The organism is Streptomyces sp. NPDC058295, from assembly GCF_042880655.1.
Lineage (GTDB): Bacteria > Actinomycetota > Actinomycetes > Streptomycetales > Streptomycetaceae > Streptomyces > Streptomyces coriariae.
In genome coordinates this window covers 14,358-39,136 of record NZ_JBHVYO010000043.1, presented here as the reverse complement: position 1 = coordinate 39,136, position 24,779 = coordinate 14,358, and the positions used below count along the sequence as shown (strand labels likewise).

27 protein-coding genes are annotated in these 24,779 nt (G+C 72.9%); 12 read left to right on the top strand and 15 right to left on the bottom strand.

Going from position 1 to position 24,779, the window contains the following annotated elements; all coding sequences use genetic code 11:
- Positions 1–79 precede the first annotated feature (79 nt).
- Positions 80–706 (bottom strand): YigZ family protein, encoded by a 627-nt coding sequence (locus tag ACFVYS_RS34255; protein WP_389508470.1) that lies wholly within the window; start codon positions 704–706, stop codon positions 80–82.
- 121 nt (positions 707–827) lie between these two features.
- Between ACFVYS_RS34255 and ACFVYS_RS34250 the strand changes: the two genes are divergently transcribed.
- A complete protein-coding gene (locus tag ACFVYS_RS34250) occupies positions 828–2,795 on the top strand; it encodes an amino acid transporter (protein WP_389508468.1) in 1,968 nt (655 codons plus the stop codon).
- On the opposite strand, the gene ACFVYS_RS34245 is transcribed toward ACFVYS_RS34250, so the two are convergent.
- Together ACFVYS_RS34245 and ACFVYS_RS34240 are read right to left on the bottom strand one after the other, a co-directional pair.
- Positions 2,792–3,343 (bottom strand): SixA phosphatase family protein, encoded by a 552-nt coding sequence (locus ACFVYS_RS34245; RefSeq protein WP_389508466.1) that lies wholly within the window; start codon positions 3,341–3,343, stop codon positions 2,792–2,794. The genes ACFVYS_RS34250 and ACFVYS_RS34245 overlap by 4 nt on opposite strands.
- On the bottom strand, positions 3,340–4,098 hold the full coding sequence (locus ACFVYS_RS34240) for a hypothetical protein (RefSeq protein WP_389508464.1): 759 nt from the start codon (positions 4,096–4,098) through the stop codon (positions 3,340–3,342). Before ACFVYS_RS34240 ends, ACFVYS_RS34245 begins: the two co-directional genes overlap by 4 nt.
- A 112-nt stretch (positions 4,099–4,210) precedes the next feature.
- On the opposite strand from ACFVYS_RS34240, the gene ACFVYS_RS34235 reads away from it, so the two are divergent.
- Positions 4,211–4,618, top strand: a complete 408-nt coding sequence (locus ACFVYS_RS34235; protein ID WP_020131683.1) for a CoA-binding protein — start codon at positions 4,211–4,213, stop codon at positions 4,616–4,618.
- 50 nt (positions 4,619–4,668) lie between these two features.
- On the top strand, positions 4,669–5,877 hold the full coding sequence (locus ACFVYS_RS34230) for a 4-hydroxybenzoate 3-monooxygenase (RefSeq protein WP_389508462.1): 1,209 nt from the start codon (positions 4,669–4,671) through the stop codon (positions 5,875–5,877).
- 4 nt (positions 5,878–5,881) lie between these two features.
- Here ACFVYS_RS34230 and ACFVYS_RS34225 read toward each other — a convergent pair whose 3' ends face one another.
- Positions 5,882–6,241, bottom strand: coding sequence for a metalloregulator ArsR/SmtB family transcription factor (locus tag ACFVYS_RS34225; protein ID WP_037736240.1), 360 nt, complete (start codon positions 6,239–6,241; stop codon positions 5,882–5,884).
- A gap of 61 nt (positions 6,242–6,302) precedes the next feature.
- Here ACFVYS_RS34225 and ACFVYS_RS34220 point away from each other — a divergent pair, with 61 nt between their 5' ends.
- Positions 6,303–7,415, top strand: a complete 1,113-nt coding sequence (locus ACFVYS_RS34220; protein WP_389508460.1) for a cation diffusion facilitator family transporter — start codon at positions 6,303–6,305, stop codon at positions 7,413–7,415.
- Between the two features lie 2 nt (positions 7,416–7,417).
- Here ACFVYS_RS34220 and ACFVYS_RS34215 read toward each other — a convergent pair whose 3' ends face one another.
- Positions 7,418–7,975 (bottom strand): YbaK/EbsC family protein, encoded by a 558-nt coding sequence (locus ACFVYS_RS34215; RefSeq protein ID WP_389508458.1) that lies wholly within the window; start codon positions 7,973–7,975, stop codon positions 7,418–7,420.
- A 43-nt stretch (positions 7,976–8,018) separates the two neighbouring features.
- On the bottom strand, positions 8,019–8,591 hold the full coding sequence (locus ACFVYS_RS34210) for a helix-turn-helix domain-containing protein (RefSeq protein ID WP_389508456.1): 573 nt from the start codon (positions 8,589–8,591) through the stop codon (positions 8,019–8,021).
- 106 nt (positions 8,592–8,697) lie between these two features.
- On the opposite strand from ACFVYS_RS34210, the gene ACFVYS_RS34205 reads away from it, so the two are divergent.
- Positions 8,698–9,555, top strand: a complete 858-nt coding sequence (locus tag ACFVYS_RS34205; RefSeq protein WP_389508454.1) for a DMT family transporter — start codon at positions 8,698–8,700, stop codon at positions 9,553–9,555.
- Between the two features lies 1 nt (position 9,556).
- On the opposite strand, the gene ACFVYS_RS34200 is transcribed toward ACFVYS_RS34205, so the two are convergent.
- Positions 9,557–10,348 (bottom strand): acyltransferase, encoded by a 792-nt coding sequence (locus ACFVYS_RS34200; RefSeq protein ID WP_389508453.1) that lies wholly within the window; start codon positions 10,346–10,348, stop codon positions 9,557–9,559.
- Between the two features lie 76 nt (positions 10,349–10,424).
- Here ACFVYS_RS34200 and ACFVYS_RS34195 point away from each other — a divergent pair, with 76 nt between their 5' ends.
- On the top strand, positions 10,425–10,952 hold the full coding sequence (locus tag ACFVYS_RS34195; RefSeq protein ID WP_389508451.1) for a gamma carbonic anhydrase family protein: 528 nt from the start codon (positions 10,425–10,427) through the stop codon (positions 10,950–10,952).
- A gap of 10 nt (positions 10,953–10,962) precedes the next feature.
- Here ACFVYS_RS34195 and ACFVYS_RS34190 read toward each other — a convergent pair whose 3' ends face one another.
- Positions 10,963–11,616, bottom strand: a complete 654-nt coding sequence (locus tag ACFVYS_RS34190; RefSeq protein ID WP_362271667.1) for a DedA family protein — start codon at positions 11,614–11,616, stop codon at positions 10,963–10,965.
- Between the two features lie 203 nt (positions 11,617–11,819).
- Here ACFVYS_RS34190 and ACFVYS_RS34185 point away from each other — a divergent pair, with 203 nt between their 5' ends.
- Complete coding sequence (locus ACFVYS_RS34185) at positions 11,820–12,233, top strand: hypothetical protein (protein ID WP_389508449.1); 414 nt, start codon at positions 11,820–11,822, stop codon at positions 12,231–12,233.
- A gap of 91 nt (positions 12,234–12,324) precedes the next feature.
- Here ACFVYS_RS34185 and ACFVYS_RS34180 read toward each other — a convergent pair whose 3' ends face one another.
- Positions 12,325–14,253: an RICIN domain-containing protein gene (locus ACFVYS_RS34180; RefSeq protein ID WP_389508447.1), complete on the bottom strand. Its 1,929-nt coding sequence runs from the start codon at positions 14,251–14,253 to the stop codon at positions 12,325–12,327.
- Positions 14,254–14,649: 396 nt separating this feature from the next.
- Here ACFVYS_RS34180 and galU point away from each other — a divergent pair, with 396 nt between their 5' ends.
- On the top strand, positions 14,650–15,588 hold the full coding sequence (gene galU, locus ACFVYS_RS34175) for a UTP--glucose-1-phosphate uridylyltransferase GalU (RefSeq protein WP_389508446.1): 939 nt from the start codon (positions 14,650–14,652) through the stop codon (positions 15,586–15,588).
- Positions 15,589–15,701: 113 nt separating this feature from the next.
- Here galU and ACFVYS_RS34170 read toward each other — a convergent pair whose 3' ends face one another.
- Complete coding sequence (locus ACFVYS_RS34170) at positions 15,702–16,139, bottom strand: DUF4442 domain-containing protein (protein WP_020131696.1); 438 nt, start codon at positions 16,137–16,139, stop codon at positions 15,702–15,704.
- 263 nt (positions 16,140–16,402) lie between these two features.
- Between ACFVYS_RS34170 and ACFVYS_RS34165 the strand changes: the two genes are divergently transcribed.
- A complete protein-coding gene (locus ACFVYS_RS34165) occupies positions 16,403–17,452 on the top strand; it encodes a hypothetical protein (RefSeq protein WP_389508444.1) in 1,050 nt (349 codons plus the stop codon).
- Between the two features lie 151 nt (positions 17,453–17,603).
- On the opposite strand, the gene ACFVYS_RS34160 is transcribed toward ACFVYS_RS34165, so the two are convergent.
- Complete coding sequence (locus ACFVYS_RS34160) at positions 17,604–18,395, bottom strand: spermidine synthase (protein WP_389508500.1); 792 nt, start codon at positions 18,393–18,395, stop codon at positions 17,604–17,606.
- A gap of 142 nt (positions 18,396–18,537) precedes the next feature.
- A complete protein-coding gene (gene tuf, locus ACFVYS_RS34155) occupies positions 18,538–19,719 on the bottom strand; it encodes an elongation factor Tu (RefSeq protein WP_389508442.1) in 1,182 nt (393 codons plus the stop codon).
- 266 nt (positions 19,720–19,985) lie between these two features.
- Here tuf and ACFVYS_RS34150 point away from each other — a divergent pair, with 266 nt between their 5' ends.
- On the top strand, positions 19,986–20,546 hold the full coding sequence (locus ACFVYS_RS34150; protein ID WP_389508441.1) for a hypothetical protein: 561 nt from the start codon (positions 19,986–19,988) through the stop codon (positions 20,544–20,546).
- A gap of 4 nt (positions 20,547–20,550) precedes the next feature.
- Here the strand turns inward: ACFVYS_RS34150 and ACFVYS_RS34145 are convergent, their stop codons facing one another.
- Positions 20,551–21,279, bottom strand: coding sequence for a DNA alkylation repair protein (locus ACFVYS_RS34145; RefSeq protein ID WP_389508439.1), 729 nt, complete (start codon positions 21,277–21,279; stop codon positions 20,551–20,553).
- A 49-nt stretch (positions 21,280–21,328) separates the two neighbouring features.
- Here ACFVYS_RS34145 and ACFVYS_RS34140 point away from each other — a divergent pair, with 49 nt between their 5' ends.
- A complete protein-coding gene (locus tag ACFVYS_RS34140; RefSeq protein WP_389508437.1) occupies positions 21,329–22,138 on the top strand; it encodes a TVP38/TMEM64 family protein in 810 nt (269 codons plus the stop codon).
- A 57-nt stretch (positions 22,139–22,195) separates the two neighbouring features.
- Here the strand turns inward: ACFVYS_RS34140 and ACFVYS_RS34135 are convergent, their stop codons facing one another.
- Positions 22,196–23,365, bottom strand: a complete 1,170-nt coding sequence (locus ACFVYS_RS34135; RefSeq protein WP_389508435.1) for a thiolase family protein — start codon at positions 23,363–23,365, stop codon at positions 22,196–22,198.
- A gap of 134 nt (positions 23,366–23,499) precedes the next feature.
- Here ACFVYS_RS34135 and ACFVYS_RS34130 point away from each other — a divergent pair, with 134 nt between their 5' ends.
- Positions 23,500–23,970 carry a winged helix-turn-helix transcriptional regulator gene (locus ACFVYS_RS34130; protein WP_389508434.1) on the top strand — a complete coding sequence of 157 codons (471 nt, stop codon included), beginning with the start codon at positions 23,500–23,502 and terminating at the stop codon, positions 23,968–23,970.
- Positions 23,971–24,181: 211 nt separating this feature from the next.
- Here the strand turns inward: ACFVYS_RS34130 and ACFVYS_RS34125 are convergent, their stop codons facing one another.
- The gene (locus ACFVYS_RS34125; protein ID WP_389508432.1) at positions 24,182–24,400 is read right to left on the bottom strand and encodes a hypothetical protein; all 219 of its coding nucleotides are present in this window, start codon (positions 24,398–24,400) and stop codon (positions 24,182–24,184) included.
- Positions 24,401–24,779 lie beyond the last annotated feature (379 nt).

Sequence of the window (24,779 nt, the reverse complement as noted above, 5' to 3'; positions counted from 1 at the left end):
GGCATAAAGGGGTGTTACGGACATTCCGTCCACGCGTTCGCCGAGCGTGTGACGAATCACCGAGTCGGACGCCTACGCCTCACGCGTCCCCGTAGGCCTCTCCGCCCAGCTCGAAGCGCGCCGTCCCCGCCGTCGCGTCCGCGAGCCAGGCGCGGAAGGCGCCCACGTCGGTGTCCGGCAGGCCGATCTCGATGGTCACCTCCTCGCCGTAGCGGACGTCGCGTACCGCGCGGCCCGTCGAGTGCAGGTCGTTCTGGACCTTGCCGGCGCGCTGGTGGTCCACGGTCACCGTGGCCAGCCGGAAGCGGCGGCGGGTGAGCGTGCCGAGGGTGTCGAGGGCCTCGCCGACGGCACCGCCGTAGGCCCGGATGAGGCCGCCCGCGCCGAGCTTGACCCCGCCGTAGTAACGGGTGACGACGGCGACGACGTACCGCATGTCGCGGCGCAGCAGCATCTGGAGCATCGGGACGCCCGCCGTGCCGCCGGGTTCGCCGTCGTCGCTCGCCTTCTGGACGGAGGCGTCGGCGCCGATGACGTACGCCCAGCAGTTGTGGGTGGCGTCGGCGTGCTCCTTGCGGACGGTAGCGATGAAGTCCTGGGCCTCCTGCTCGGTGGCCGCGGGGGCGAGGGCGCACAGGAAGCGGGAGCGGTTGACCTCGGTCTCGTGCACGCCCGCGTGGGAGACCGTGCGGTACTCGTCCTGCATCCGACCAGCCTATGCGGTGATCGCTGAGTCGCCGTCGCCGGAGGGTCGGGCGACGATGTGCGCAACGACCGAGGGTGGTGACCGTGGAACGTGGCCCGACCGATCGCGGGGAGCGCGCAGCATGACCGGCACCCGGGTGAAGGGGAGCGGCGCGGGTCCGGCGTCCTCCCGATGGCGGGCGTGGCTCCTGGAGGGGCTCAGCGAGCAGACCGCCCGTCATCCGGGCCCGCACGCCACCCCGCAGGCGGAGGAGGAGGGCCACCGCTGGTGGCGGGTGATGTGCCTGACCGGTGTCGACTACTTCTCCACGCTCGGCTACCAGCCGGGGATCGCCGCCCTCGCGGCCGGTCTGCTGTCCCCGCTCGCGACGCTCGTGCTGATCGCGCTGACGCTGCTCGGCGCGCTGCCGGTGTACCGCCGGGTGGCGCACGAGAGCCCGCACGGCGAGGGCTCGATCGCCATGCTGGAGCGGCTGCTGCCGTGGTGGTCGGGGAAGATCCTCGTGCTGGTGCTGCTGGGGTTCGCGGCCACCGACTTCATGATCACGATCACCCTGTCGTCCGCGGACGCCGCCGCGCACGTCGTGGAGAACCCGTTCGCCCCGCACTGGATGACCGACGGCAACGAGTGGATCACCCTGCTGCTGGTCGGCGCGCTGGGCGCGGTGTTCCTCAAGGGGTTCCGGGAGGCCATCGGCATCGCGGTGCCGATGGTGGCGTCCTATCTCGCGCTGAACGTCGTGGTGCTCGGCGTCTCCGCCTGGGAGATCCTCACCCACCCCGTGCGGATCGGCGACTGGACCGCTGCCATGACCGCCGAGCACTCCTCGCCGTGGGTCATGGTCGGCGTGGCTGTGCTGGTCTTCCCGAAGCTGGCGCTCGGCATGTCCGGCTTCGAGACCGGAGTGGCGGTGATGCCGCAGGTCAAGGGTGATCCGACGGACACCTGGGAGGAGCCGAGGGGGCGGGTGCGGGACACCCGGAAGCTGCTCACCACGGCCGCGCTGATCATGAGCTGCTTTCTGTTGCTGTCCAGTCTGGCGACGACGATCCTCATCCCTCAGGACGACTTCGAGAGCGGTGGCCCGGCGAACGGCCGGGCGCTGGCCTATCTCGCGCACGAGCATCTGGGCGAGGCCTTCGGCACGGTGTACGACGTCTCCACGATCGCGATCCTGTGGTTCGCGGGCGCCTCCGCGCTGGCCGGTCTGCTGAACCTCGTCCCGCGCTATCTGCCCCGCTACGGCATGGCACCCGAATGGACGCGCGCGGTGCGCCCCCTGGTGCTGGTGTTCATGGCGGCCGCCGTCTGCATCACCCTGTGGTTCAACGCGAACGTCGACGCCCAGAGCGGCGCCTACGCGACCGGGGTACTGGTGCTGATGCTGTCGGCGGCGTTCGCGTCGACCGTGGCGGTGCACCGGCGGGGCCGCCGCCGGGCCGCGCTCGGCTTCGGAGCGATCACGGCCGTCTTCGCCTACACGCTCGTCGCGAACGTCATCGAGCGACCGGACGGCATCAGGATCGCGGGGATCTTCATCTTCGCCATCCTGGTCACGTCGTTCGCCTCACGGGTGCGCCGCGCCTTCGAACTGCGCGCCGCCGAGGTCACCTTCGACGAGGTGGCGGCCCGGTTCGTCGACGGGGCCGCGCGGCACGGACCCCTCCAGCTCATCGCCAACGAGCCGCGCGAACACAGCACGCGCGCGTACCGCTCCAGGGAGTGGGAGCAACGCGAGCACACCCCGATCCCCGGCGGCGGTCCGGTGCTCTTCCTGGAGGTGTTCGTGCGGGACTCCTCCGACTTCACGGCGGACGTCACCGTGCGCGGCGACGAGAAGCACGGGGTCCGCCGGCTGCGCGTCTCCGGTCCCACGGTGCCCAATGCCATCGCCGCGATCCTGCTGGCCCTGCGCGACCGCACCGGTCAGGTGCCGCACGCGTACTTCAGCTGGACCGAGGGCAACCCGGTCGGCCATCTGATCCGGTTCCTCGTCTTCGGCGACGGCGAGGTCGCGCCGGTCACCCGCGAGGTGCTGCGCCGCGCGGAGCCCGATCCGGGGCGGCGGCCGCGCGTGCACGTCGGCTAGCCCTCCTGCGGTTTCCGGCCTCTCGGCACGGTCGTCGAGGTCAGCAGGGCCGTGCCCGGCGCCAGGGACCGCCAACCGGTCCCGTACCAGGCCAGGACGGCGATCGCCGATGTCGGGAACTTCAGCCGCACCTGGTCCAGGGCGTCGCCCGGACCGTCCCCGGCCAGGTCGAGGACCAGTTCCTCCAGGCCGGGGTTGTGCCCGACCAGCAGCAGTGTCCCGACCTCGGCGGGCGTCTCGTGGACGACCGCGAGGAGCCCGCGGACGTCGGCCCCGTAGAGCCGCGGGTCGAAGCGCACGGGGGGCGGGGCGTGCCATTCGGCGGCGGCCAGTTCCCAGGTCCCGCGGGCGCGGGCGGCGGTCGAGCACAGGGCGAGGTCCGGGAGGCAGCCGGCTTCGGCGAGCGCCCGGCCCGCGGCCGGAGCGTCCCGGAGGCCGCGCGGGGCGAGCGGCCGCTCGTGGTCGGGGACGCCCTCCGGCCAGGCCGACTTGGCGTGCCGCAGCACCACCAGCCGGCGCGGGGGTGTCCCCCCGCCGGACCCGTTCACGCCGGAGCTCCGAGGTCGCGGGTGAGTTCGAGACCGAGGAGGCGGTCGGCGTAGGCGTAGCTCTCGAAGCGGGCGCCGTCCGGCAGCTCGGGCCCGGCGGCCTCCAGCGACCGCAGTACCCGCAGCACCTCGGGCAGGTCCAGGTCGTCCTCCCAGGCGGTACGCAGCCGTCCGCGCACCGCGTCGGGAACCGGCCGCGAGGGCTGCCGCGCCCACTCGGCGACGGCTCGCCGCCAGCCCGCGAGGGTGGCCCGGGCCTCGCCCAGCGCGTCCGCGTCGAGTCGCAGGGGCCGGGTGCGGGGCTGGGCGAGAAGGGCCAGCCGCAGGACGGCGAAGTCGGGGTCCGTTCCCCCGGGGACCAGGCCCCGCCCCGGTCCCCCGGGCACCGCGCCCTCCGCCGGCGCGACGGCGACACACACCCCGTCGGGGAGCCGGCCGCCCTCCTCCACCACGTGCAGGATCTGCGCCTCGCCCACTCCGGCGCCCGCGCCGAGGTCGCGGCCGTCCTCGAAGGGGTGCATGCCGAGGGCGGTGGCGCCCGCCCGGAGTTCCGCCTGATCGCGTTCGCCGGACAGCAGCGCCCACACGGGCGTGCCGCCGAGTTCCAGCGCGCGGACGAGCAGATCGGCGACGAGGAGGACCCGGAGCGACCCGGCCCCGTACCCCGAGGCGTGCGCCTCCACCCGGGTCAGGCCACGGCGGACAGGGGCGGCGACGACTTGTTCGCCGGTTCGGGCGTCGATGAGGCTCAGCACGAGGCGAGCCTAGGCGGGCGGGCGCGACTTCGCAGGCAGGGGCCGGAATCAGGGTGCGGCGCGAGCTGTTGCAGTCGAGGACTGTTCCTTTTCGATCTCAAGGAGGCCGCCGGTGCACGGCGACGAGGCAACGATCCGCAGGATCCTCACCGGACTCGGCGACACCTGGGCCGTCGTGGGCCTGTCGACGAACCGCGGGCGGGCGGCCTACGGGGTCGCGGAGGTGCTCCAGCGCTTCGGCAAGCGGGTCGTGCCCGTCCACCCGAAGGCGGAGACGGTGCACGGGGAGCAGGGGTACGCGTCCCTCGCGGACATCCCCTTCGAGGTGGACGTCGTCGACGTCTTCGTCAACGGCGAACTCGCGGGGGCCGTGGCGGACGAGGCGGTGGCCAAGGGCGCGAAGGCGGTGTGGTTCCAGCTCGGCGTCGTCGACGAGGCGGCCTACGACCGGACCCGGGCGGCGGGCCTGGAGATGGTCATGGACCGCTGCCCGGCGATCGAGATTCCCCGGCTGGGCTGACCGGCCGGTGTTCTCCGGGCCGGGTCGCGGAGCCCGCCCATAATGTGCGGGTGACCACCGACTCCCCTTCCCCCCACCACACTCCCGTCGTCGTCGTGGGCGCGGGCCCCGCGGGTCTCACCGTCGGCAACATCCTGCGGGCCGCGTCCGTCGACTGCGTCGTCCTGGAGACGGAGAGCCGTGAGTTCATCGAACGGCGGCCGCGCGCCGGAGTCCTCGAGGAGCGGGCCGTCCAAGGACTGCGGCAACGGGGGCTGGCGCAGAACCTGTCGGCGCGGGCCCAGCGGCACTCCGCGTGCGAGTTCCGCTTCGGCGGCGAGCGGTACCGCTTCTCCTACACCGAGCTGACGGGCCATCACCACTGGGTGTATCCGCAGCCGTTGCTGGTGACGGATCTCGTCCACGAGTACGTCGACGTACGAGGCGGCGACGCCCGCTTCTCGGTGCGCGACGTCGAGCTGCACGACCTCGACACCGCTCGCCCCTCGGTGGCGTACACCTGCCCCGACACCGCTGAACGGCAGGTGCTGACCTGTGACTTCGTGGTCGGCGCAGACGGGGCGCGCGGGGTCAGCAGGGCCGCGCTGGTGCCGGAGCGGGCCCGGATCGCGCGGCACGACTACGGCATAGGCTGGCTGGCGCTGCTCGCCGAGGCGCCGCCGTCCTCCGACTGCGTCCTGTTCGGTGTCCATCCGAACGGGTTCGCCGGGCACATGGCCCGCAGCCCCGAGGTGACCCGGTACTACCTCCAGTGCCCGCCCCGCGACGACCCGGAGAACTGGTCCCACGACCGCGTCTGGTCCGAGCTGCACCAGCGCCTCGAGGGCGCGGGGGCCCCGCCGCTCACCGAGGGGCGGCTGATCGAGAAGCGCGTGCTGGACATGCACGACTACGTGGTCGAACCGATGACGTACGGGCGGCTCTTCCTGGCCGGGGACTCGGCCCATCTCGTCGCGCCCATCGCCGCGAAGGGCATGAACCTCGCACTGCACGACGCGTTCCTGCTGGGCGACGCGCTGGTCGCCCGGCTCGACGGCGGTGACGGCGACGGCCTGGACGACTACTCGCGGACGTGTCTGCGCCGGGTGTGGGACTACCAGGAGTTCTCGCAGTGGCTGTCCGAGGTCTACCACGGGCCCGCGGCGGGTGACCCGTTCCGCGCGGGCACGGCCTTCGCCCGGCTGCGTCGCCTGTTCACGTCTCCCGCCGCCGCTGCCGCCTTCGCGGAGCGGTACCTGGGGACGGCCGAGCACTACTGATGGGTCAGTCGTGCGGCGGCTCGTCCCCGAGCCGGTGGTCCGCCACGTTCAGCGCCTCGTCCACCAGGCGGCGCAGATGGCCGTCGGAGAGCGAGTAGACCACTCGGCGGCCCTCCTTGCGGGTGTTCACCAGCCCGGCCAGCCGCAGCCGCGCCAGATGCTGGCTGACCGCCGGCCGGGCCGCTCCGACGCCTTCCGTCAGGGTCGTCACGTCGGCCTCGCCGGCGGTCAGCGCGTGCAGCAGAGCGAGCCGGGTCCGGTCGCCGAGCAGGGCGAGAAGCTCGGCCGCGAGGGCGAACTGCTCCTCGCCGGGGGTGCGCGGATGCGCATGGTGCGCAGGTGATAGGTGCATGCGTGCGCTCATACGCACATAATGGCGGTGTGGACGGACGCGCGTCCACCTCGGCGCACCGGAAGGGATCGACGTGAGCGAGCGGCACGACCACGAGCACGGACACCGGCACGACCGCGGGCACCATCACGACCACGCCCACGAGCACCCGCACCACCACTCCGCCCCCTCCTCCTCTTCCCCGTCCCCCTCCCGCTCTCCGGGGCTGCGCCACCGCGTCGCCCACCTCCTCACCCCGCACTCGCACGAGAGCGCCGACAAGCTCGACCCGGCGCTGGAGTCCTCGGCCCGGGGCATGCGCGCGCTGTGGGTCTCGTTGGCCGTGCTGGGCGTGACGGCCGTCGCACAGGCGGTCGTGGTCGCGCTGTCCGGGTCGGTGGCGCTGCTCGGCGACACCGTGCACAACGCGGCGGACGCGCTGACGGCCGTACCGCTGGGCATCGCCTTCGTGCTGGGCAGGCGGGCGGCCACCCGCCGCTTCACCTACGGCTACGGGCGGGCGGAGGACCTGGCGGGCATCGCGATCGTGCTGACGATCGCCGCGTCGGCGGCCTTCGCGGGATGGACCGCGGTCGAGCGGCTGATGAACCCGCGCCCCGTCGAGCAGGTCGGCGCGGTCGCCGTGGCCGCGCTGGCCGGCTTCGCGGGCAACGAGTGGGTCGCGCGCTACCGCATCCGGGTCGGCCGTTCGATCGGCTCGGCCGCGCTGGTCGCGGACGGACTGCACGCCCGCACGGACGGGTTCACCTCGCTGGCGGTGCTGCTGGGCGCGGGCGGCTCGGCGCTGGGGTGGCAACTCGCGGACCCGGTCGTGGGGCTGGCGATCACGGCGGCGATCGCGCTGGTGCTGCGCGACGCGGCACGTGAGGTGTTCCGCCGGGTGATGGACGCCGTCGACCCGGCGCTGGTCGACCGGGCCGAGCATGCGCTGCGGGAGGTCGAAGGGGTGCGCGCGGTCGGCGAGTTGCGGCTGCGCTGGATCGGGCACCGGCTGCGGGCCGAGGTGGTGGTCGTCGTGGACGGCGAGGCGACGGTACGCGAGGCGCACGCGATCGCCGTGGCGGCCGAACACGCCCTGCTGCACGCCGTGCCGCGCCTGACGGCCGCGCTGGTCCATGCGGACCCGGCGCCGGTGCCGGGCGAGGACGACCCGCATCTGGCCCTCGCCCATCACACGGCGGCCTGAGCTCAGGCCACGCCGAGCCCCTCCAGCACCACCGCGCCCGGCAGTTCGGCGAACGCCTTGCCCGGCACCAGCAGCTTCCCGCGCCGGCGCCCGCTGCCCACCAGGACGTACGGCAGGTCGACGACGGCGGAGTCCACCAACACCGGCCAGTCGGCCGGGAGCCCGATCGGCGTGATGCCGCCGTACTCCATGCCGGTCTCCCCCACCGCCGTGTCCATCGCCGCGAACGAGGCCTTGCGGGCACCCAGTTGACGGCGCACGACCCCGTTGACGTCGACCCGGGTGGTGGACAGCACGACACACGCGGCAAGGGTCGTCCCGCCGCCCCGCTTGCCGGCGACCACCACGCAGTTGGCCGACTGCTCCAGCAGCTCCCGGCCGTAGTGCTCCACGAAGACGGCCGTGTCCGCCCACTGCGGGTCGGTGTCCACGTGGACGAACGCGTCGGCGGGCACTGTGCCGCTCCAGCGGCGTACGGCGTCGGCGACCGGGCCGACCAGCTCGTCGAGGCAGTCGGGGGCGGGCGTGGCGGTGTCGAAGTGTCCGATGGGTGCGCGCATGACCGCACGCTAACAAGAGCCGCCCGCCCGTGGCCGCACCGTCTCAGTGCACCGGCGGCACCGAGACGGCCATCACCATCTCCATCGGCACCTCGCCCCGGTTGCCGTAGACATGCGGGACGTTGGCCTCGAACGAGGCGCTCGCGCCGGTCGGGACGCGATGCTCCTCGCTGTCCACGGTGAGCGTGAGTTCGCCCGCGGTGACGTGCACGAGCTCGACCGTGCCGACGGGGTGGGGTTCCGAGAGGCTGCTCTCCCCCGGCATCAGCAGCCAGTCCCACATCTCCAGCGGCCCGGGCGCCTCCCTGCCGGCGAGCAGCCGGTTGTAGCTGCCGGCGTCGGTGTGCCACAGCCGTACCGCCTGATCGGCCGGGACGATACGGACCTTCGCGCCTCGTTCGTAGTCGAGGAGGGTGGTGACGCTGATGCCGAGCGCGTCACCGATCTTGACGACCGTGCCGATGCTCGGATTGGTGCGGGCCTGCTCGATCTGGATGAGCATCCCGCGGCTGACACCGGCCCGGGCGGCGAGCACGTCCAGCGTGAAGCCGCGCACCGCGCGCCAGTGCTTGACGTTGCGCGCCAGGGACTGGGTCAGGAGTTCGAGGTCCGACACATTCCGTCCACTTCGGGAGTCCAATATTCTGGATGCCAGGATTCACTTCCCTGTACTACCGTGGGGTGCACCTGATCGTGCACCGAACTGTACTGCGAGGGACCCCGTGACAGCACTCTTCGCCCTGGCCACCAGCCTGCTGTGGGGCCTGGCCGACTTCGGTGGCGGGTTACTCACGCGACGGGCCCCGGCGCTCACCGTGGTCGTGGTCTCGCAGTCGATCGCGGCCGTCGTCCTCGGCGCGATCGTGGTCGCCACCGGTGGCTGGAGCGAGGCCGGTCCCCGCCTGTGGTTCGCGGTCGCGGCCGGCCTGGTGGGCCCGGTCGCCCTGTTCTCCTTCTACCAGGCGCTGGCGCTCGGCCCCATGGGCGTCGTCTCCCCCCTGGCCACCCTCAGCGTGGCCGTCCCGGTCTCCGTCGGGCTGGTCCTCGGCGAGCGTCCGGGACTCGTCCAGGTGGCGGGCATCGCGGTCGCGGTGGTGGGGATCGTCCTCGCGGGCGGCCCGCAGCTGAGGGGCGCCCCCGTGCAGCGCCGGGCCGTCCTGCTCACCCTGGTCGCGGCGCTCGGCTTCGGCACGGTGTTCGTCCTGATCACCGAGGCGTCCACGACCGTCACCGGCCTGTTCCTCGCCCTGTTCGTGCAGCGCGTGACCAACGTGGCCACCGGCGGTGCGGCGCTGTACCTGGCCGTCCGGCGCGGGGCGCCCGCGCTTCCCGAGGGCGGCCTGGCCTGGGCCGCCCTGCCGGCCTACGGGTTCGTCGGGCTGGCCGACGTCGCCGCGAACGGCACCTACGCCGTCGCCGCCCAGCACGGCCCGGTCACGGTGGCCGCGGTGCTCGCCTCGCTCTACCCGGTGGTGACCGCCCTCGCCGCGCGCGGCTTCCTGCGGGAGCGGTTGCGCGCGGTCCAGGCGGCGGGCGCGGGCCTCGCCCTGGTGGGCACGCTGCTGCTGGCGGCCGGGTGACCTAGGGTTCCAGCCGGGCGAGCGCCGCCGCCGTCTCCTCGTCCAGTTCCGACAGCGCGACCAGCTGGTCCGAGGTGACCCCGTCCGGGATCGGCACCGGCGCCGGGGTGCGCAGCGGCGGCTGCCAGCCCTCGGCGGGCGTCCAGCGCCGTACGACCTTGGCGGGCGCCCCCGCGACGACGCTGTGGTCGGGCACCGTGCCGCGCACCACCGCCCCGGCCGCGACGACGACGTTCCGTCCGATCCGCGCACCCGGCAGGATCACGGCCCCGGTGCCGATCCAGCACCCGGGACCGATCTCCACGGGCTCCATGCGGGGCCACTGCTTGCCGATGGGCTCGTGCGGATCGTCATAGGAGTGGTTCGTGGACGTGACGTAGACATACGGGCCGAAGTAGCAGTCGCTGCCGATGGTGACCGTGGTGTCGGCGATGACATGGCTGCCCCGGCCGAGCACCACGCCGTCGCCGAGCCGCAGGATCGGGTCCGGGCCGAGGTCCAGGTCGGGCATCAGACCGGCGGTCAGGGTGACCTGTTCACCGACGATGCAGTGCGCGCCGAGGTGGATCCAGGGCTCCCCGAAGACCGTGCCGAGCGGGAAGGCGAGCCGGGTGCCCCGGCCGATCGAGCCGAAGCGGAAGCGTCCGGGGTGCTCCGCGGTGACGGAGCCCGTGCGCTGCACCCACGCCCAGCCGGCGTGGACGGCGCGCTGCACCAGTCGGCGCCGCCGTGACGAGAACGTGTTCCAGGGCTTCGGCACCCGCTCACCGTACTCAGCGCGCGGTGCGGCCATGCGCCCAAGGCCCTGTGATCTTCGCCCCACCCGGTGGCGTACGGTGCGGTGGAACGACCGAGACGAGGAGACGGTGATGACGCACAAGGCGCTGATCGTGGGCATCGGCGGCAGGGAACCGAAGGTCGACGCCGAGGCGTTCGTGGCGCCGACGGCCTCGGTGATCGGGGACGTGACGCTGGAGGCGGGCGCGAGCGTCTGGTACGGGGCCGTCGTGCGCGGCGACGTGGAGCGGATCACCGTCCGGGCCGGCGCCAACATCCAGGACAACGTGACGCTGCACGCCGACCCCGGCTTTCCGGTGACGATCGGCGAGCGGGTCTCCGTCGGCCACAACGCCGTCGTGCACGGGGCGACGGTCGGCGACGACTGCCTCATCGGGATGGGGGCGACCGTGCTCAACGGGGCGGTGATCGGGGCGGGTTCGCTGGTCGCCGCGCAGGCGCTCGTGCCCCAGGGGATGGAGGTCCCGCCGGGATCACTGGTCGCGGGCGTACCGGCCAAGGTCAAGCGGGAGTTGAGCGAGGAGGAGCGGCAGGGTGTGACCCTGAACGGCACGCTCTACGCGGACCTGGCCAAGGCCCACGGGAAGGTGTACGAGTAGGGCGGTCCGCCTACTCGGCGGCGGCGGGCACGGTCTCCGCTTCGGCCTCCTGCGAAGCGCTCTGCATCTTCTTCGCCTTGCGCTTGATGATCAGCATCGACGTCAGGCCGATCAGCACCGCCGCCACCAGGCCCAGGTACGAGAACTTCTTCAGCCACGACTCCGCCACGACACCCACGTAGTAGATGACGGCCGTCGTGCCACCCGCCCAGGCGATGCCGCCGAGGACGTTGGCGACGAGGAACTTCCAGTACGGCATGTGCAGCACGCCCGCGAGCGGGCCGGCGAAGATACGCAGCAGGGCGACGAACCGGCCGAAGAAGACGGCCCACATGCCCCACTTCTCGAAGGACCGCTCGGCGGTGGCGATATGGCCCTCGCCGAAGTGCCGGGGGAACTTCCCACCGAGCCAGGCGAGCAGTGGGCGTCCGCCCTTGCGGCCGATGGCGTAGCCGATGGAGTCGCCGATCACGGCCCCCGCGGTGGCGCACGCGCCGAGCACGACGGGGTTGATGCCGCCGTGCTGGGAGGACAGCAGCGCGGCCGAGACCAGGACGATCTCGCCCGGCAGCGGGATGCCGAGGCTCTCGAGTCCGATCACCAGCCCGACGAGGGCGTAGACGGCGGCCGCGGGCACCGTGTCGAGCCATTCCTGCACGTGCACCGCGGGTTCCTCCCGTTTGACGTCCCTGGGCAGCCTTGCCTTCCCGGAAGCCTACCGGGTCGGCCGGGCCCGGCCCGTCGCGTGGTGTAGACGGCTGCACCACGGATCCGGGGGCGGGGTCCCTCGTGACGACGGCGCGGTCACGTGATCGTGGTGGAGGAAGAACCCACCATGCCCTCCAGCGTTTTCGAAAGGACCCCGTCATGGCTGTGAACCGCCGACGCGGACGCCGCACTGCCGTCCTCGCCACCGCCGCGGCAGCGTTCGCGCTGACCGCCGGCCTGCTCACCGGCTGCGAGTTCGACGACTCCGTCGACTGCCTCTCGAACGCCGACGACATCACGGACAGCATCACGGCGATCAACAAGGCCGGAGCCGATGCCATCGAGGATCCGACGAGGACCGAGGACTCCATCGACACCATCGAGAAGAACCTGGACAAGATCAACGGGAGGTCGGAGGAGGGCTCGTCCGACGACGGCAAGGTCGGCAAGGCGGTCGACAAGCTCCAACAGGCCGTCGAGGACTACCAGCAGGACGTCCTCGACGGCGGGCGGCCCGACTCCGCCGAGATCGACAAGGCGGCCGCGGAGCTGCGGGACGTCTGCACCTCGTAGTCAGGCGGTCGTCCGCGCGCGAGGGCGGCGCGCGAGGAGAGAAGGAAGGAGGGGCCACTCCCCTCGTGCGGCCCCTCCTTCCGGTCCAGGCTCAGTGACCGAGGGACCCGGTCACGTCCGCGACGGCCTTCCCCAGCGCGTCGGACACCGCGGCGGGCGCCGGGAGCGCGTCGAGGAGCGTGGCGGGGACGGCCGGAGGCGCGGCCGGAGCGGTCGGCGGGTCGCAGCACCGCACCTGGGCGACCCTCGTCTCGAACTCCGGCGCGGGAGCCGTCTCGGCGGGCACCGGTGCGACGTCCGGGGCGAGGGGCCGGTCACCGCGCGGCGCCGGGAGGTCCGGGGAGCCGGAGGTGCCCGGAACGGGCTGCTCCGCCGTACTGCGCGGCTCCGGAGGGGGCGCCCCCGGCGCCGCCGCGGCCGTGTCGAACACCCACCGCTGTCCGCCGGAGCCGTCCCGCTCGGTGACGACCACGGCCGCTCCCGGCTTGCCGGCGGCGCGCGCGACGACCAGTGCGTCGTCCCGCCGCAGCAGGAGTTCCCCGCGGACGGTCAGGTCGAAGAACGTCTCGCCGGCGTGCACCAGGCAGCTGACCAGGGCTGTCGTCCGGTGGGCCGGGTCCGCGCCCAGGCAGAGCGTCGGGTCGGCCGCGCTGCGCAGCAGCCCGTCGTCCTGGTACGACCACTGCTGGGACGCGGACTGCGAGCACCCCGCGAGGACGATTCCCGCACCGGGCCGGGCCAGGTCGCGGGCGGCGTCCAGGCAGAGTTCCGTGTCCGGGCTGCGCAGCCTGCCGTGCGCGACCTCGGCGGACCGGGACGCGGAGGCGGCGGACGGGGATCCGGAGGGCGAGGGGTCGTCGGAGCCGCCGGGCAGACCCCGCCCGCCGGTGGCCGGGGTGCTGTTCCCGCCGACGGCTGCGCCCCAGGTGGCCCCGGGGGCGGGGACACCGTTGTCATCGGACCAGCTCTTGGCCACGAGGACGGTCGCGATCAGCGCGAGCGAGGTCAGGCCCACACCCACCAGCACAGCTTTCGGCCGCCTGCCCGGCAGTTCGAGCAGTCCCGCCGAGGTCGTGCGGTGCCGGCCGCCTCCCACGGGCGGGCGCTGCGCGGCGGGCCCGGCCGACGCGGCGGGGCCGGCCGACGCGGCGGGGCCGGCCGACGCGGCGGCGGAGGCCGTGCGTCCGGGGCGCGCGTCCAGGTAGCGGCGGGCTCCCCAGCCCAGCACGGTCTCGACGAGCAGCACGTCGAGGCCGTCGTCGAAATGGCTGAGCTGTTCGGCGGCGTGCCGGCAGAAGCGGCAGTGCGCGAGATGCTGCCGGACATCGGGCAGCAGCGTTCCGCCGCGGCGCAGCGGAATGTCGAGGAGACGGTTGTAGAAGCGGCATTCGCTCGTCGGCGCGAGTTCGCGGTGGGCGCGTACACAGCCCGCTCGGAATTGTTCCCGCGCCTGTTCCAGGGCGGCCGCCGCGGAGTGGTCGTCCACGCCGGACAGACCGGCCGGTACGGATATCGGGTCCGACTCCACCTCCGTGTGCCACAACAGGCATTGGGAGGCGGCCGGAAGCAACTGGAAAGACCGCTCGGCGAGTTGCCGCCTTTCTGCGGTCACCGCCCGGGCGGCACGCAGTCCGCGGCCGCCGACGGTTTTCCGCAGTTCCGGCAGAAGGTCGGCCACTCCGTCGGCGCCGGCCCATTCCCGGACCGTCTCCCGTACGGCGACGAGGAGTTGGGGACGCAGGGCGCCGCCGGTGCGCCCGTCCGCGAGCCGGCCCAGTACCTCGTGGAACGCGGCGGCGGCCACGAGCCGCGCCGTGTCCTCGGTGCCGGCCAGGCAGACGGTCGCGTAGTCGTGGGCCGCCCGCCAGTGACGGGCGAACAGCAGGGCGACCGCGCGGGCACGCCCGTCGTCACCGGCGGGCCGGGCGGCCAGCAGGGCGGCGAGCTGGGGATCGGAATCCCCGGGGGTCCAGCCGGGGCGGGGCGGGTAGGGCGGGCGTGGGGGGTTGGGGGATTGCACGGAACCATTTCCTTCCAAGCCGACGAACGGCACGGAAAAGCACGGTGTCGGAAAGCAGGTGCCTGATTGGTTCATACCTTTGGCCTGACCAGGCACGTTGGCCTGATCCGGCCCATCCGTAAGGGGAGGCTCACCTTCGCACACGCGCCTCACGGGAAACAAGCAGTTCGAGTGACCCAAGTTCAAAGTGCGGGAATTTCAGATAAGTTACCGGCGGTATCCGCACCCGCATTCGGAAGGTGCCCGGATCCCCGGACTCAACTTGTGTACGCGCAAAGCCGGATGGCACACGGAATCTCCAACTTCCGGCCCGGAGCGGCCGGCCGTCCGGCGGAGGGGCGGCCCACAGGAATCTCAGAGGTGACTCTCGGGGTACTCCCATCCCCGTGGGCCACCATGATCCGCATGAGCGCCCCCCACTCCGCAACCAGCGTCCGCAAAGCAGTCGTCCCGGCCGCCGGCCTCGGTACCCGCTTCCTGCCCGCCACCAAGGCGACGCCGAAGGAGATGCTGCCGGTCGTCGACAAGCCGGCCATCCAGTACGTCGTCGAGGAGGCGGCGGCCGCGGGTCTGGACGACGTCCTGATGGTCACCGGCCGGCACAAGCGGGCCATCGAGGACCACTTCGACCACGCCTTCGAACTGGAGCAGGCGCTCGCCGCCAAGGGCGACACCGTCCGGCTGGACGCGGTGCGCGATCCGGCCCGGCTCGCCGACATCCACCACATCCGGCAGGGTGACCCGCTCGGGCTCGGTCACGCGGTGCTCTGCGCCCGCAACCACGTCGGCGACCAGCCGTTCGCGGTGCTGCTGGGCGACGACCTCATCGACCCGCGGGAGACCCTGCTCAGCAGGATGCTCGAGGTCCGCGACCGGTACGCCGGCAGTGTGGTCGCCCTGATGGAGGTCCCCCCGGAGCAGGTCCACCTCTACGGCTGCGCGGCCGTGGAGCCGTCCGGCGAGGACGGGGTGGTACGCGTCACCGGTCTGGTGGAGAAACCCTCGCGCGAGGACGCGCCCAGCCGGTACGCGGTCATCGGACGGTACGTCCTGGACCCGGCCGTCTTCGACGTCCTGGAGCGCACGGCACCCGGCCGCGGCGGCGAGATCCAGCTCACCGACGCCCTCCAGGAACTCGCGGCGGGCGGCACGGTGCACGGCGTGATCTTCTCGGGCCGCCGCTACGACACGGGCGACAAGGCGGACTATCTGCGCACGGTCGTCCGCCTGGCCTGCGAACGGCCCGACCTGGGGCCGGAGTTCGTCGCCTGGCTGAAGGAGTTCGTGGCGGGCCTGGAGGACGGTGACGCGGCCCGGGAACAGCTGGCGGCCTGACCGGCGGGTGGAGGGCGGCGGGCGGAGGGTGGCGGGCGGCGCCCCACAGGGCCCCGAGGTCGCCGTGACCGGGGCCGCCGCACTCCCGGGCCGCCGCGCGGCCGCTCGGCCGATCAGCTGTTGGGACGCAGGGTCCAGGTCACCGTCATCTCGCCGGTGACGGCCCCGTCGGCGCGGCGGATCTCGATCGCGACCGGAAACTCGGGCCGCTCCCCCGCGTCGAGCTGCGCGACGACCTCGGCGGCCGGGCGGCCCAGCGTGGCTGTGGCGGTGACCGCCCCCATGGCCAGCTTGCGGTAGGCGATCTCGGCGCCGACGGCGAGGGGTACGGCGCGGGAGAGCTGGTCGCCGAACGCGGCGAGGACGATCGCCCCGCTGGCGGACTCGCCGAGCGTGAACATCGCCCCGGCGTGCGGCCCGCCCACGTGGTTGTGGAACTCGCTCTGGTCGGGCAGGGCGACCACGGCCTTCTCCGGACCGGCCTCGAGGAACTCGAGGTTCAGGGTCCGGGCCATGGGCACGGTGGCGGCGAGCATCTCGCCGATGGACATCTGGTCTGCGCTCATGACCACGATGTTACCTGTGAGTAGCTTGAGCTGACCAGACTTGAGCTGACCAGACCGGTGTGCCGGTCGCCGCACCACCGCGCGGTCCTCCGGCGTCCAGGGCGGTCGCCGAGGGGGTCCCGGATGCCGCAATCCGGAAGTTCGGGGACAGAGCGCGCGCATGCCGGGCCCCCGCTTCCTGATTCGGTACGTCCCTGACAAGGGGCGGTGACCGAATCGTGTCCCGGACGGCACTAGTGTTTCTGGCCATGTGGCCAGGACAGCAGCCGCCCGGGGGAGAGCAGAACCCGCAGGCGCAGAACAATCCGTACCAGCAGCCGGGATACCAGCAGCCGAATCCGTATCAGCAGCCCGGCTACCAGCAACAGCCCGACCAGCAGCCGAACCCCTATGCGCAGCAACCGCAGTGGGGCGCCCCGTCGCCCGCGGGCGCGCCCACCCCGCCGCCCGGCGGAGGCGGCTCGGACGGTGGCAACCGGACGAAACTGATCGCGATCGTCGCGGCCATGGCCGTCGTCGTGGCCGCCGGTGTCACCGGGTTCCTGGTGCTGGGCGGCGACGATGACGACCCGGTCGACGCGAGCAAGGGCAGCGCGAGCCCCACGGTCTCCACGTCCGGCTCCGCCTCGGCTTCCGGCTCCTCTTCGACCGGCACCGACGACAACCCGCGCAGCAACGAGACCGCGAAGGCGACCATCGCCGGCTGGAAGGTCGTGGTCAATCCCAAGTGGGGCATCGCCTTCGACGTTCCGGCGGAGTGGGAGGTCCAGTCGCCGGGGCTCAGCCAGGGCTTCGAGTGGGAGGACAAGGAGCAGTCCGACGGCTACGACCAGATCCTCCAGGGGGGTACGGCCGAGTTCAAGTCGAAGTGGTGCTCCACGGACTCCGACAAGGACGGCAAGACCGAGGACACCGCGCTGGCCGTGGTCGGCAGCAAGGGCGCCGAAGGCGCGAAGAGCACCGACGAGATCGCCATCAACACGCCCGCCTGGTGGGTCTTCGGCGGCTACACCGAGCCGGACAAGAAGAGCCTGACCTTCGAGAAGAAGGCCACCGCCTTCACGACCGCCTCCGGCATCGTGGGCAGTTACGCCTGGGCCCAGTCGACGAACACGCCCCAGAAGGGCAAGTGCGACAGCGACGGCAAGGCGATCACGTTCGGCTTCAAGAACTCCAACGGCGACTACGTGTCGTGGAACCTGTACGGGGCCAAGGGCGTGAAGGACGAACTCCCGAAGGCCACGATCATGCAGATCCTCAGCACCGTACGGCTGAACGGGACACCGACGCAGAACTAGCCGCCACCGGGTCACCGGCCGCGCCGCCGCTCACCGGGTCACCGGTCGCGCTCCGCGGCCCCCGCGAGGACGGCCGGCCGGTGACCGGTCGGCGGTTCCCCGCAGGGCGCCCGCGGCGCTGTGGCGGTACCCGCCGCTCGGCCGACGCCGCTCAGCCGATGCCGAACGCGCCCTCGGGTGGTTCGGGGGACGGTACGGCGTCCTCGTCCCGTACCGGGTGGGCGTCGCCGATGAAGCGGCGCAGGCCTGGGCCGTGCTCGACCCGGGCCGGGAAGGCGTCGGAGGCGGTGCGGCGGGCCAGGGTGCTCACGTCGAGCGGACGGTGCGCGGCGACGAGCACCGCGTTGCCGAACCGGCGGCCGCGCAGTACGGCGGGCTCGGCGATGAGGGCGAGTTCCTCGAACACCGCGGCGAAGTTGGCGAGCTGGGACCGCAGGAAGCCGAACGGCGCCGCGTCGGCGAGGTTCGCCAGATAGACGCCGTCGCGGCGCAGGACCCGTCCGGCCTCCTGGGCGTAGGTCAGGGTCGTCAGATGGGCGGGGACGCGGGAGCCGCCGAAGACATCGGCGACGAGCGCGTCGGCGGAGCCGTCCGGAGCCGCCTCCAGCCAGTCCCGCGCGTCAGCGGCGTGCAGCGCGATGCCGGCCCCGGCCGGGACCGGCAGGTGCGCCGCGATCAGCTCCAGCAGCCCGCGGTCGAACTCGACGACGTCCTGCCGGGAACCCGGCCGGGTCGCGGCCAGGTACCGGGGCAGGGTGAGGGCGCCGCCGCCGAGATGCAGGACGTCCAGCGGCCGCCCCGCCTCGGCGACGGTGTCCAGGACGTGCCCGAGGCGCCGCGCGTACTCGAACTCCAGGTACGTCGGCTCGTCGAGGTCGACGTACGACTGCGGCGCCCCGTCGACGGTCAGCAGCCAGGCCCGCTCCCGGTCCACGTCGGGCATCAGCTTGGCCAGGCCGTGGTCGACGGCGCGGGAGACGGGTATGGGCTCGTCGTTCACCGTCCCATTGTGCCTGCGGGCCACGCCCCCGAAGGAGCACGGCCCGCAGGCCCTCGCGCACGTCGGCCCCGGGCACCGGCCGCCCTCACAGCACGGCTGTCACCGTTCCCGCCCCCACGGTCCGCCCGCCCTCGCGGATGGCGAAGCCGAGCCCGGGCTCCAGCGGAACCTCACGTCCCAGCTCGACGGTCATGGCCACCGTGTCGCCGGGCCGCGCGACCGGGGTCTCGCCCAGGTCCACGTCCCCGACGACGTCCGCCGTACGGATGTAGAACTGCGGCCGGTAGCCGGTCGAGACGGGCGTGGTCCGGCCGCCCTCCCGGCCGGACAGGACGTACACCCGGGCCGTGAAGCGCCGGCTGGGCACCACGCTCCCCGGCGCCACCACCACATGGCCCCGCCGGACGGCGTCCCGGGGCACGCCGCGCAGCAGCAGTGCCACGTTGTCCCCGGCCTGCGCCTCCTCCATCGGCTTCCCGAAGGTCTCGACGCCCGTCACCACGGTCTCGACACCGGCGCCGAGCACCTGCACCTGGTCGCCCAGGCGGAGCGTCCCGCGCTCCACCGCGCCGGTGACGACCGTCCCCCGGCCGGTGATGGTGAGCACGTTCTCCACGGGCAGCAGGAACGGCGCGTCCAGATACCGCTCGGGCATGGGCACATAGGTGTCTACCGCGTCGAGCAGCGCGTCGATCGACGCCGTCCAGCGGGGGTCGCCGGCCAGGGCCCGCAGTCCCGACACCCTGACGACGGGCGCGGAGTCGCCGCCGTAGCCGTGCTCGGTGAGGAGGTCGCGGACCTCCAGTTCGACCAGGTCGATCAACTCGGTGTCGTCCCCGTCGACGGCGGCGTCGGCCTTGTTGAGCGCGACCACGATGTGGTCGACGCCCACCTGCCGGGCGAGCAGGACGTGTTCGGCGGTCTGCGGCATGATCCCGTCGAGCGCGGAGACGACGAGGATCGCCCCGTCGAGCTGCGCGGCCCCGGTGACCATGTTCTTGACGTAGTCGGCGTGGCCCGGCATGTCCACGTGCGCGTAGTGCCGGGTGTCGGTCTCGTACTCGACGTGCGCGATGTTGATGGTGATGCCGCGCGCGGCCTCCTCCGGGGCCCGGTCGATACGGTCGAAGGGCACGAAGGCGCCGGTGCCGCGGTCGGCGAGGACCTTGGTGATGGCGGCGGTCAGGGTGGTCTTGCCGTGGTCCACGTGCCCCATGGTGCCGATGTTGAGGTGTGGTTTGGTCCGCACGTAAGCGGTCTTGGGCATGGCTGTACCTCGAAGCGTGTCCGTTGGAAGTGGGGACCCCGGCGAACTGACCGACCCTCCCCCTGCGGGGTCCGCCGGACGATCCGGAGAGGGTCAGCTTCGGGCGCCGTCGACAGCGGCCACGAGGAGTGGGACGGCAGCCTTCGGCGTATCCGCGACCGCGGATGCTGCGAGGAGGAAGGCGTACCGGAACATGGTGCCGATCATCGCCGACGGTTCGTTCGGCGTCGAATGGTTTTCGCCGGATGGGGAGGGTTACGGTCCTGATGACCGACATCAGCACGACGGAGTCGTGGGAGCGGTGGTGGGAGCTGCTGCCGGAGGGCGTCCGTGAGCAGGTCGACGGGTACGTCCTCCAGGACGCCATGATGCGGGCGATCCGCGCCGTCTGGGAGGCCGGCCGGGTTCACGGCGTCGGCGTCCACGAGGCGCAACTCGTCGTTCACCAACGCTATTCCCACCACGGTGACCGGATCGCCCGCACCCCCGACGATCCGCTGGACCTGGATTCGCTCGCCGCCCGTGCGGCCGGCGCGCCGGGCCGGGTGGTGGCGGTCGAGGTGGTCTGGGACGGGGACACGGTCCACGACTGGTTCGTGATCCTGTACGCCGTCACCGCCGACCCCGAGGGCGAGCAGCCGCTGGCCACGATCTACTGGCGCACGGCGGAACGGCACCTCGACGGTACGGATCCCGCCCTGCACCATCCCTGCGCGGCCGTCGCCGACAAGGTGGGCAGGGCCCTGGCCGCGCGCCTGGCGGTGCCCTTCCACTTCGCGAGCCCGGACACCCCGGACGACGAGGCACCCCGCCTGCGGCCCTCGTGAACCGCTAGGTCGTCTCGCCGATGTTCTTCAGTGCCTCACGCACCGTCAGCGGCGCGAGGCGTTCCCGTTCGCGGGTGACGAAGGCGCGGACGGCCGCCGGGTCGGTCTTGGCGTACTCGCGCAGGGACCAGCCGATGGCCTTGCGGACGAAGAAGTCCGGGTGGGCCGACTGGCGCAGGCAGTGGGCGAAGAGACGGTCGGTGTCGGTGCGTTCCTTGTAGCGGAGCTGGTGGAGCAGGGCGGTACGGGCGACCCACAGGTCCTCGTCGGCGATCCAGACGTCCATGTCGGCGCCGAGCCGGGGGTCGGCCGCGACGAGCGCGCCGACCACGTGTGCGGCGAGCAGGTCGACCGTGTCCCACCAGGACGTCGTGGTCACCAGCCGGCGTGCCACGGGCAGGAACGCCGACGACAGGCGTGGCGCGTACCGGCGCAGGTGGTCGACGGCGAAGTAGTGGTATTCGCGCTGCGGCAGCGCCCAGCAGCGCAGCGCGATCGCCGTGCAGTCGGCCTCGTCGGGGCGGGGCGTGCCCGCCAGGACGGTGCGGGACAGGGCCCGGCGGGCGGGGGTGGGGAGGCCCAGGAAGGGGGCCACGTCCTTCATGTACGTGCGCATGGCCGCCGCCCGGCCCGGGTCGGCCGCGGCGCCGTACGCGGTCGTCAGCCGCTCCAGCACGATGTCGGCGAGAACGCTGTCCGGCACGCCGATCGCGTCCGCACCTGTGACCGTCATGAGACGAACCATACGGCGATCACACACGTCCGTCGGTTAGTGTCGCGGGATGCTCGATGCCACCACCCGCTCTGGGGGCACCGCCACGGCCACTCCCCGGGCCACCGCCACGGAGTTCGTCGTCCCCACGCTCGCTCCCGTGCCCGTCATCGCGTCCGTCGCTGCGACGGTCGACGCTCCCGGCGGCCTCGCCGCGCGCTGCGCGAGAGTCGTGCGCTCGCCCTGGTCCCGTTTCGCGCTGCTGGTCACGCTGCTGGCGGGGGCCGCGTCGAGCGTGCTGCTCTTCGAGCCGCAGAAGCTCCTCGCGGACGGCTGGCCACCCCAGTTGGGCGGTGTCACGGCGGCCGCGGTCTTCGCGGTGGCGTACGGACTGTGCACGGTGGCGTTCGTGCCCCGACCGCTGCTGAACCTGGCAGCGGGCGCCCTCTTCGGTTCGCAGTGGGGCGTCGCCGCGGCGCTGGCGGGCACGGTGCTGGGGGCCGGGATCGCCTTCGGGCTCGGCCGGATCCTCGGGCAGGACGCGCTACGGCCGCTGCTGCGCGGACGGCTGCTCAAGGCGGCGGACGGCCAGCTGAGCCGGCACGGCATGCGCTCGATGCTGGCGGCCCGGCTGTTCCCGGGGGTACCGTTCTGGGCCGCGAACTACTGCGCCGCCGTCTCCCGCATGGGCTGGCTGTCCTTCCTGGTGGCGACCGCGCTGGGCTCGATCCCGAACACCGCCGCCTACGTCGTCGCCGGGGCCCGTGCCTCCTCCCCGACCTCGCCGGCCTTCCTGATCGCCATGGCCTGTATCGCCCTGCCGGCGGTGGTCGGCGCGGTGGTGGCCTGGCGCAAGCGCCACCACCTGCGCCGCCCGTAGCCGCCCGCCGTCACCCGAGGCCACCGGCTTCGCGGGTCCTGTCCGTCGGCCGGCCGGCTATACGGATTCCAGCACCATCGCGTTGGCGAGCCCGCCCGCCTCACACATCGTCTGCAGGGCGTAGCGGGCGCCGCGTTCCCGCATCGCGTGGACGAGCGTCGTCGTCAGCCGGGTGCCGCTCGCGCCGAGCGGGTGCCCGAGCGCGATCGCGCCGCCGTGCACATTGACCTTGTCGAGGTCCGCGCCGGTCTCCTGCCGCCAGGCCAGGACCACGCTGGAGAACGCCTCGTTGACCTCGAAGAGGTCGATGTCGTCGAGCCTCAGCCCGGCCCGGCGCAGCACCTTCTCTGTCGCCGGGATCACGCCGGTCAGCATCAGCAGCGGGTCCGAGCCGGTGACGGCGAAGCTGTGCAGTCTGGCGAGCGGGCGCAGACCGAGGCGGGCGGCGGTCTCGCCGGAGGTGATCAGCACGGCCGAGGCGCCGTCGTTGACCGGGCTGGCGTTGCCCGCGGTGACGTTCCACTCGATCTGCGGGAAACGCTCGGCGAATGCGGGGTCGTAGTAGGCGGGTCGGAGACCGGCGAGGATCTCGGGGGTGCTCCCGGGCCGTACGCACTCGTCGCGCGAGACGCCCTCCAGGGGCGCGACCTCGGCGTCGAAGAGCCCCTGTGTCCAGGCCTCGGCGGCCTTGCGGTGCGAGGAGACGGCGAAACCGTCCATCTGCTCCCGTGTGATCGACCACTTGGCGGCGATGAGCTCGGAGCTGATGCCCTGCGGGACGAGTCCCTCCGGGTAGCGCACGGCGACGCCGGGACCGAAGGGGTCCTTGCCGGGCGGCACGTTGGACCACATCGGCACCCGGCTCATCGACTCGACACCACAGGCGACGACGAGGTCGTAGGCGCCGGAGATGACGCCTTGGGCCGCGAAGTGCACGGCCTGCTGGGAGGACCCGCACTGCCGGTCGACGGTGGTCGCGGGGACCGTCTCCGGGAAGCCCGCCGAGAGCAGCGCGTAGCGGGTGGTGTTCATGGCCTGCTCGCCGACCTGGTCGACGGTGCCGCCGATCACGTCGTCGATCAGCGCGGGATCGACGCCGGAGCGGTCGACGAGGGTGCGCAGGGTGTGGGCGAGGAGTTCGACGGGGTGGACGTGGGCGAGGGAGCCGTTCGGCTTGCCCTTGCCGATCGGGGTGCGTACGGCTTCGACGATGACTGCGTCACGCATGTGCGATGCCTCCATGACGAGCACGAGCAGGAAACTACTGGTGAGTAGGAAATCTGAACTCACCATAGCCCCGAGGGTTGGAAAATCCAACCGACCTCGATTTGTTTTTCCAACCCTCCCCTAGACTGGCCGTCATGGCCGCCTCCAAAGATCCGCGCCCCTGCTCGATCGCCGACACCCTCGCCCTCGTCGGCGAGAAGTACTCGCTGCTCGTCCTGCGGGAGGTGTGCCTCGGCAACACCCGCTTCGACCAGCTGGTGCGCAACATCGGCGCCCCGCGCGACATCCTGGCCACCCGGCTGCGCCGCCTCGTCGACGCCGGGATCCTGACCAAGCGCGTCTACAGCGAGCGGCCGCAGCGCTTCGAGTACCGGCCCACGGAGGCGGGGCGCGAACTGGAGCCGGTCCTGATGACCCTCATGGCGTGGGGCGACCGCCACCTCCGCGAGGACGACGACCGCCCCATGGTGCTCGCGCACGTCTGCGGCAACGAGCTGACCCCCGTGGTCACCTGCGCGGCCTGCGGCGACCAGGTCCGCCACGAGGACGTGAGCGCCCACCCGCAGGCCCCGGGCTGGACGGTGGCGGGCCCGTCGGCCGCCTGAAGCCGCCCCGCGCGGGCGGCGCGGCGATGGAGGCGTGCGCGGCCACCGTGCTCGCGGGCCGTGTCGTCCCGGGAGAGCGGGTGGCGCCGCGGGCCGGGCCACGCGGCGGTCGAGGTCACCGTGGTGCGCGGTGACCCGGCCTACCCGCCGAGAGCGCGGATCACCGGTCGGGAGTGCGACCGCACCCGCGGGCACCGCTCACGGGACGGCCTCAGGCTCCCAGCTTCCGGATCTGCGCGGTGACCAGCTCCGTCGGCACCTCCGCCGCCGAGCCGGTGCCGGCCGCGGTGTAGAACAGGACGACCGTGGCGCCGCTGCGCACGACCACGAACGCGTCCGCGCTGTCCCCCTGGGTCTCGAGGCCGAAGGCGACCGCTTCGTCGCCGGCGTCGGGGGCGGTGGCCGCCTTGGCGGTGGTACGCGCGGGCACGCCTCCCTCGTAGGCGGTGCACTTCTTAGGGCGGCGCGCAGGCCGTCGAGGACGCCCTCCGCGTCGGGCTGGTCGTAGGCCATGAGGCCGATGGTGGTGGCGGAACCCGCGGTGGGGCCGGCTCCCCCGAAGGCGAGGAGGCCGACGAACGCCTTGGGGCCCGGGTCGGGCGAGGCGGTGCGCATGTTCTCCAGCGGCTGGCAGTCCGCGGGCCGGGCGGTGGAATCGCCGTCGGGCTTCACGGGGAAGTCGGTGATCTGGTAGCCGTCCACGTCCCCGCCGACCAGCGCGGCGGACTTCAGCTGAGCCTCGCCGAGGGGTTCGGCGGGCGCCTCCGACGCGGCAGCCGGGACCGACGCCGATCCGGACCCGGAACCCG

Excerpts from the sequence above, each read along its gene's own strand:
- ACFVYS_RS34255 (WP_389508470.1), bottom strand. The coding sequence starts at position 706 with ATGCAGGACGAGTACCGCACGGTCTCCCACGCGGGCGTGCACGAGACC.
- ACFVYS_RS34250 (WP_389508468.1), top strand. The coding sequence starts at position 828 with ATGACCGGCACCCGGGTGAAGGGGAGCGGCGCGGGTCCGGCGTCCTCC.
- ACFVYS_RS34225 (WP_037736240.1), bottom strand. The coding sequence starts at position 6,241 with ATGAGCGCACGCATGCACCTATCACCTGCGCACCATGCGCATCCGCGC.
- ACFVYS_RS34215 (WP_389508458.1), bottom strand. The coding sequence starts at position 7,975 with ATGCGCGCACCCATCGGACACTTCGACACCGCCACGCCCGCCCCCGAC.
- ACFVYS_RS34200 (WP_389508453.1), bottom strand. The coding sequence starts at position 10,348 with ATGGCCGCACCGCGCGCTGAGTACGGTGAGCGGGTGCCGAAGCCCTGG.
- ACFVYS_RS34195 (WP_389508451.1), top strand. The coding sequence starts at position 10,425 with ATGACGCACAAGGCGCTGATCGTGGGCATCGGCGGCAGGGAACCGAAG.
- ACFVYS_RS34185 (WP_389508449.1), top strand. The coding sequence starts at position 11,820 with ATGGCTGTGAACCGCCGACGCGGACGCCGCACTGCCGTCCTCGCCACC.
- galU (WP_389508446.1), top strand. The coding sequence starts at position 14,650 with ATGATCCGCATGAGCGCCCCCCACTCCGCAACCAGCGTCCGCAAAGCA.
- ACFVYS_RS34170 (WP_020131696.1), bottom strand. The coding sequence starts at position 16,139 with ATGTCCATCGGCGAGATGCTCGCCGCCACCGTGCCCATGGCCCGGACC.
- ACFVYS_RS34165 (WP_389508444.1), top strand. The coding sequence starts at position 16,403 with ATGTGGCCAGGACAGCAGCCGCCCGGGGGAGAGCAGAACCCGCAGGCG.
- ACFVYS_RS34160 (WP_389508500.1), bottom strand. The coding sequence starts at position 18,395 with ATGCCCGACGTGGACCGGGAGCGGGCCTGGCTGCTGACCGTCGACGGG.
- tuf (WP_389508442.1), bottom strand. The coding sequence starts at position 19,719 with ATGCCCAAGACCGCTTACGTGCGGACCAAACCACACCTCAACATCGGC.
- ACFVYS_RS34150 (WP_389508441.1), top strand. The coding sequence starts at position 19,986 with ATGACCGACATCAGCACGACGGAGTCGTGGGAGCGGTGGTGGGAGCTG.
- ACFVYS_RS34145 (WP_389508439.1), bottom strand. The coding sequence starts at position 21,279 with ATGACGGTCACAGGTGCGGACGCGATCGGCGTGCCGGACAGCGTTCTC.
- ACFVYS_RS34140 (WP_389508437.1), top strand. The coding sequence starts at position 21,329 with ATGCTCGATGCCACCACCCGCTCTGGGGGCACCGCCACGGCCACTCCC.
- ACFVYS_RS34135 (WP_389508435.1), bottom strand. The coding sequence starts at position 23,365 with ATGCGTGACGCAGTCATCGTCGAAGCCGTACGCACCCCGATCGGCAAG.
- ACFVYS_RS34130 (WP_389508434.1), top strand. The coding sequence starts at position 23,500 with ATGGCCGCCTCCAAAGATCCGCGCCCCTGCTCGATCGCCGACACCCTC.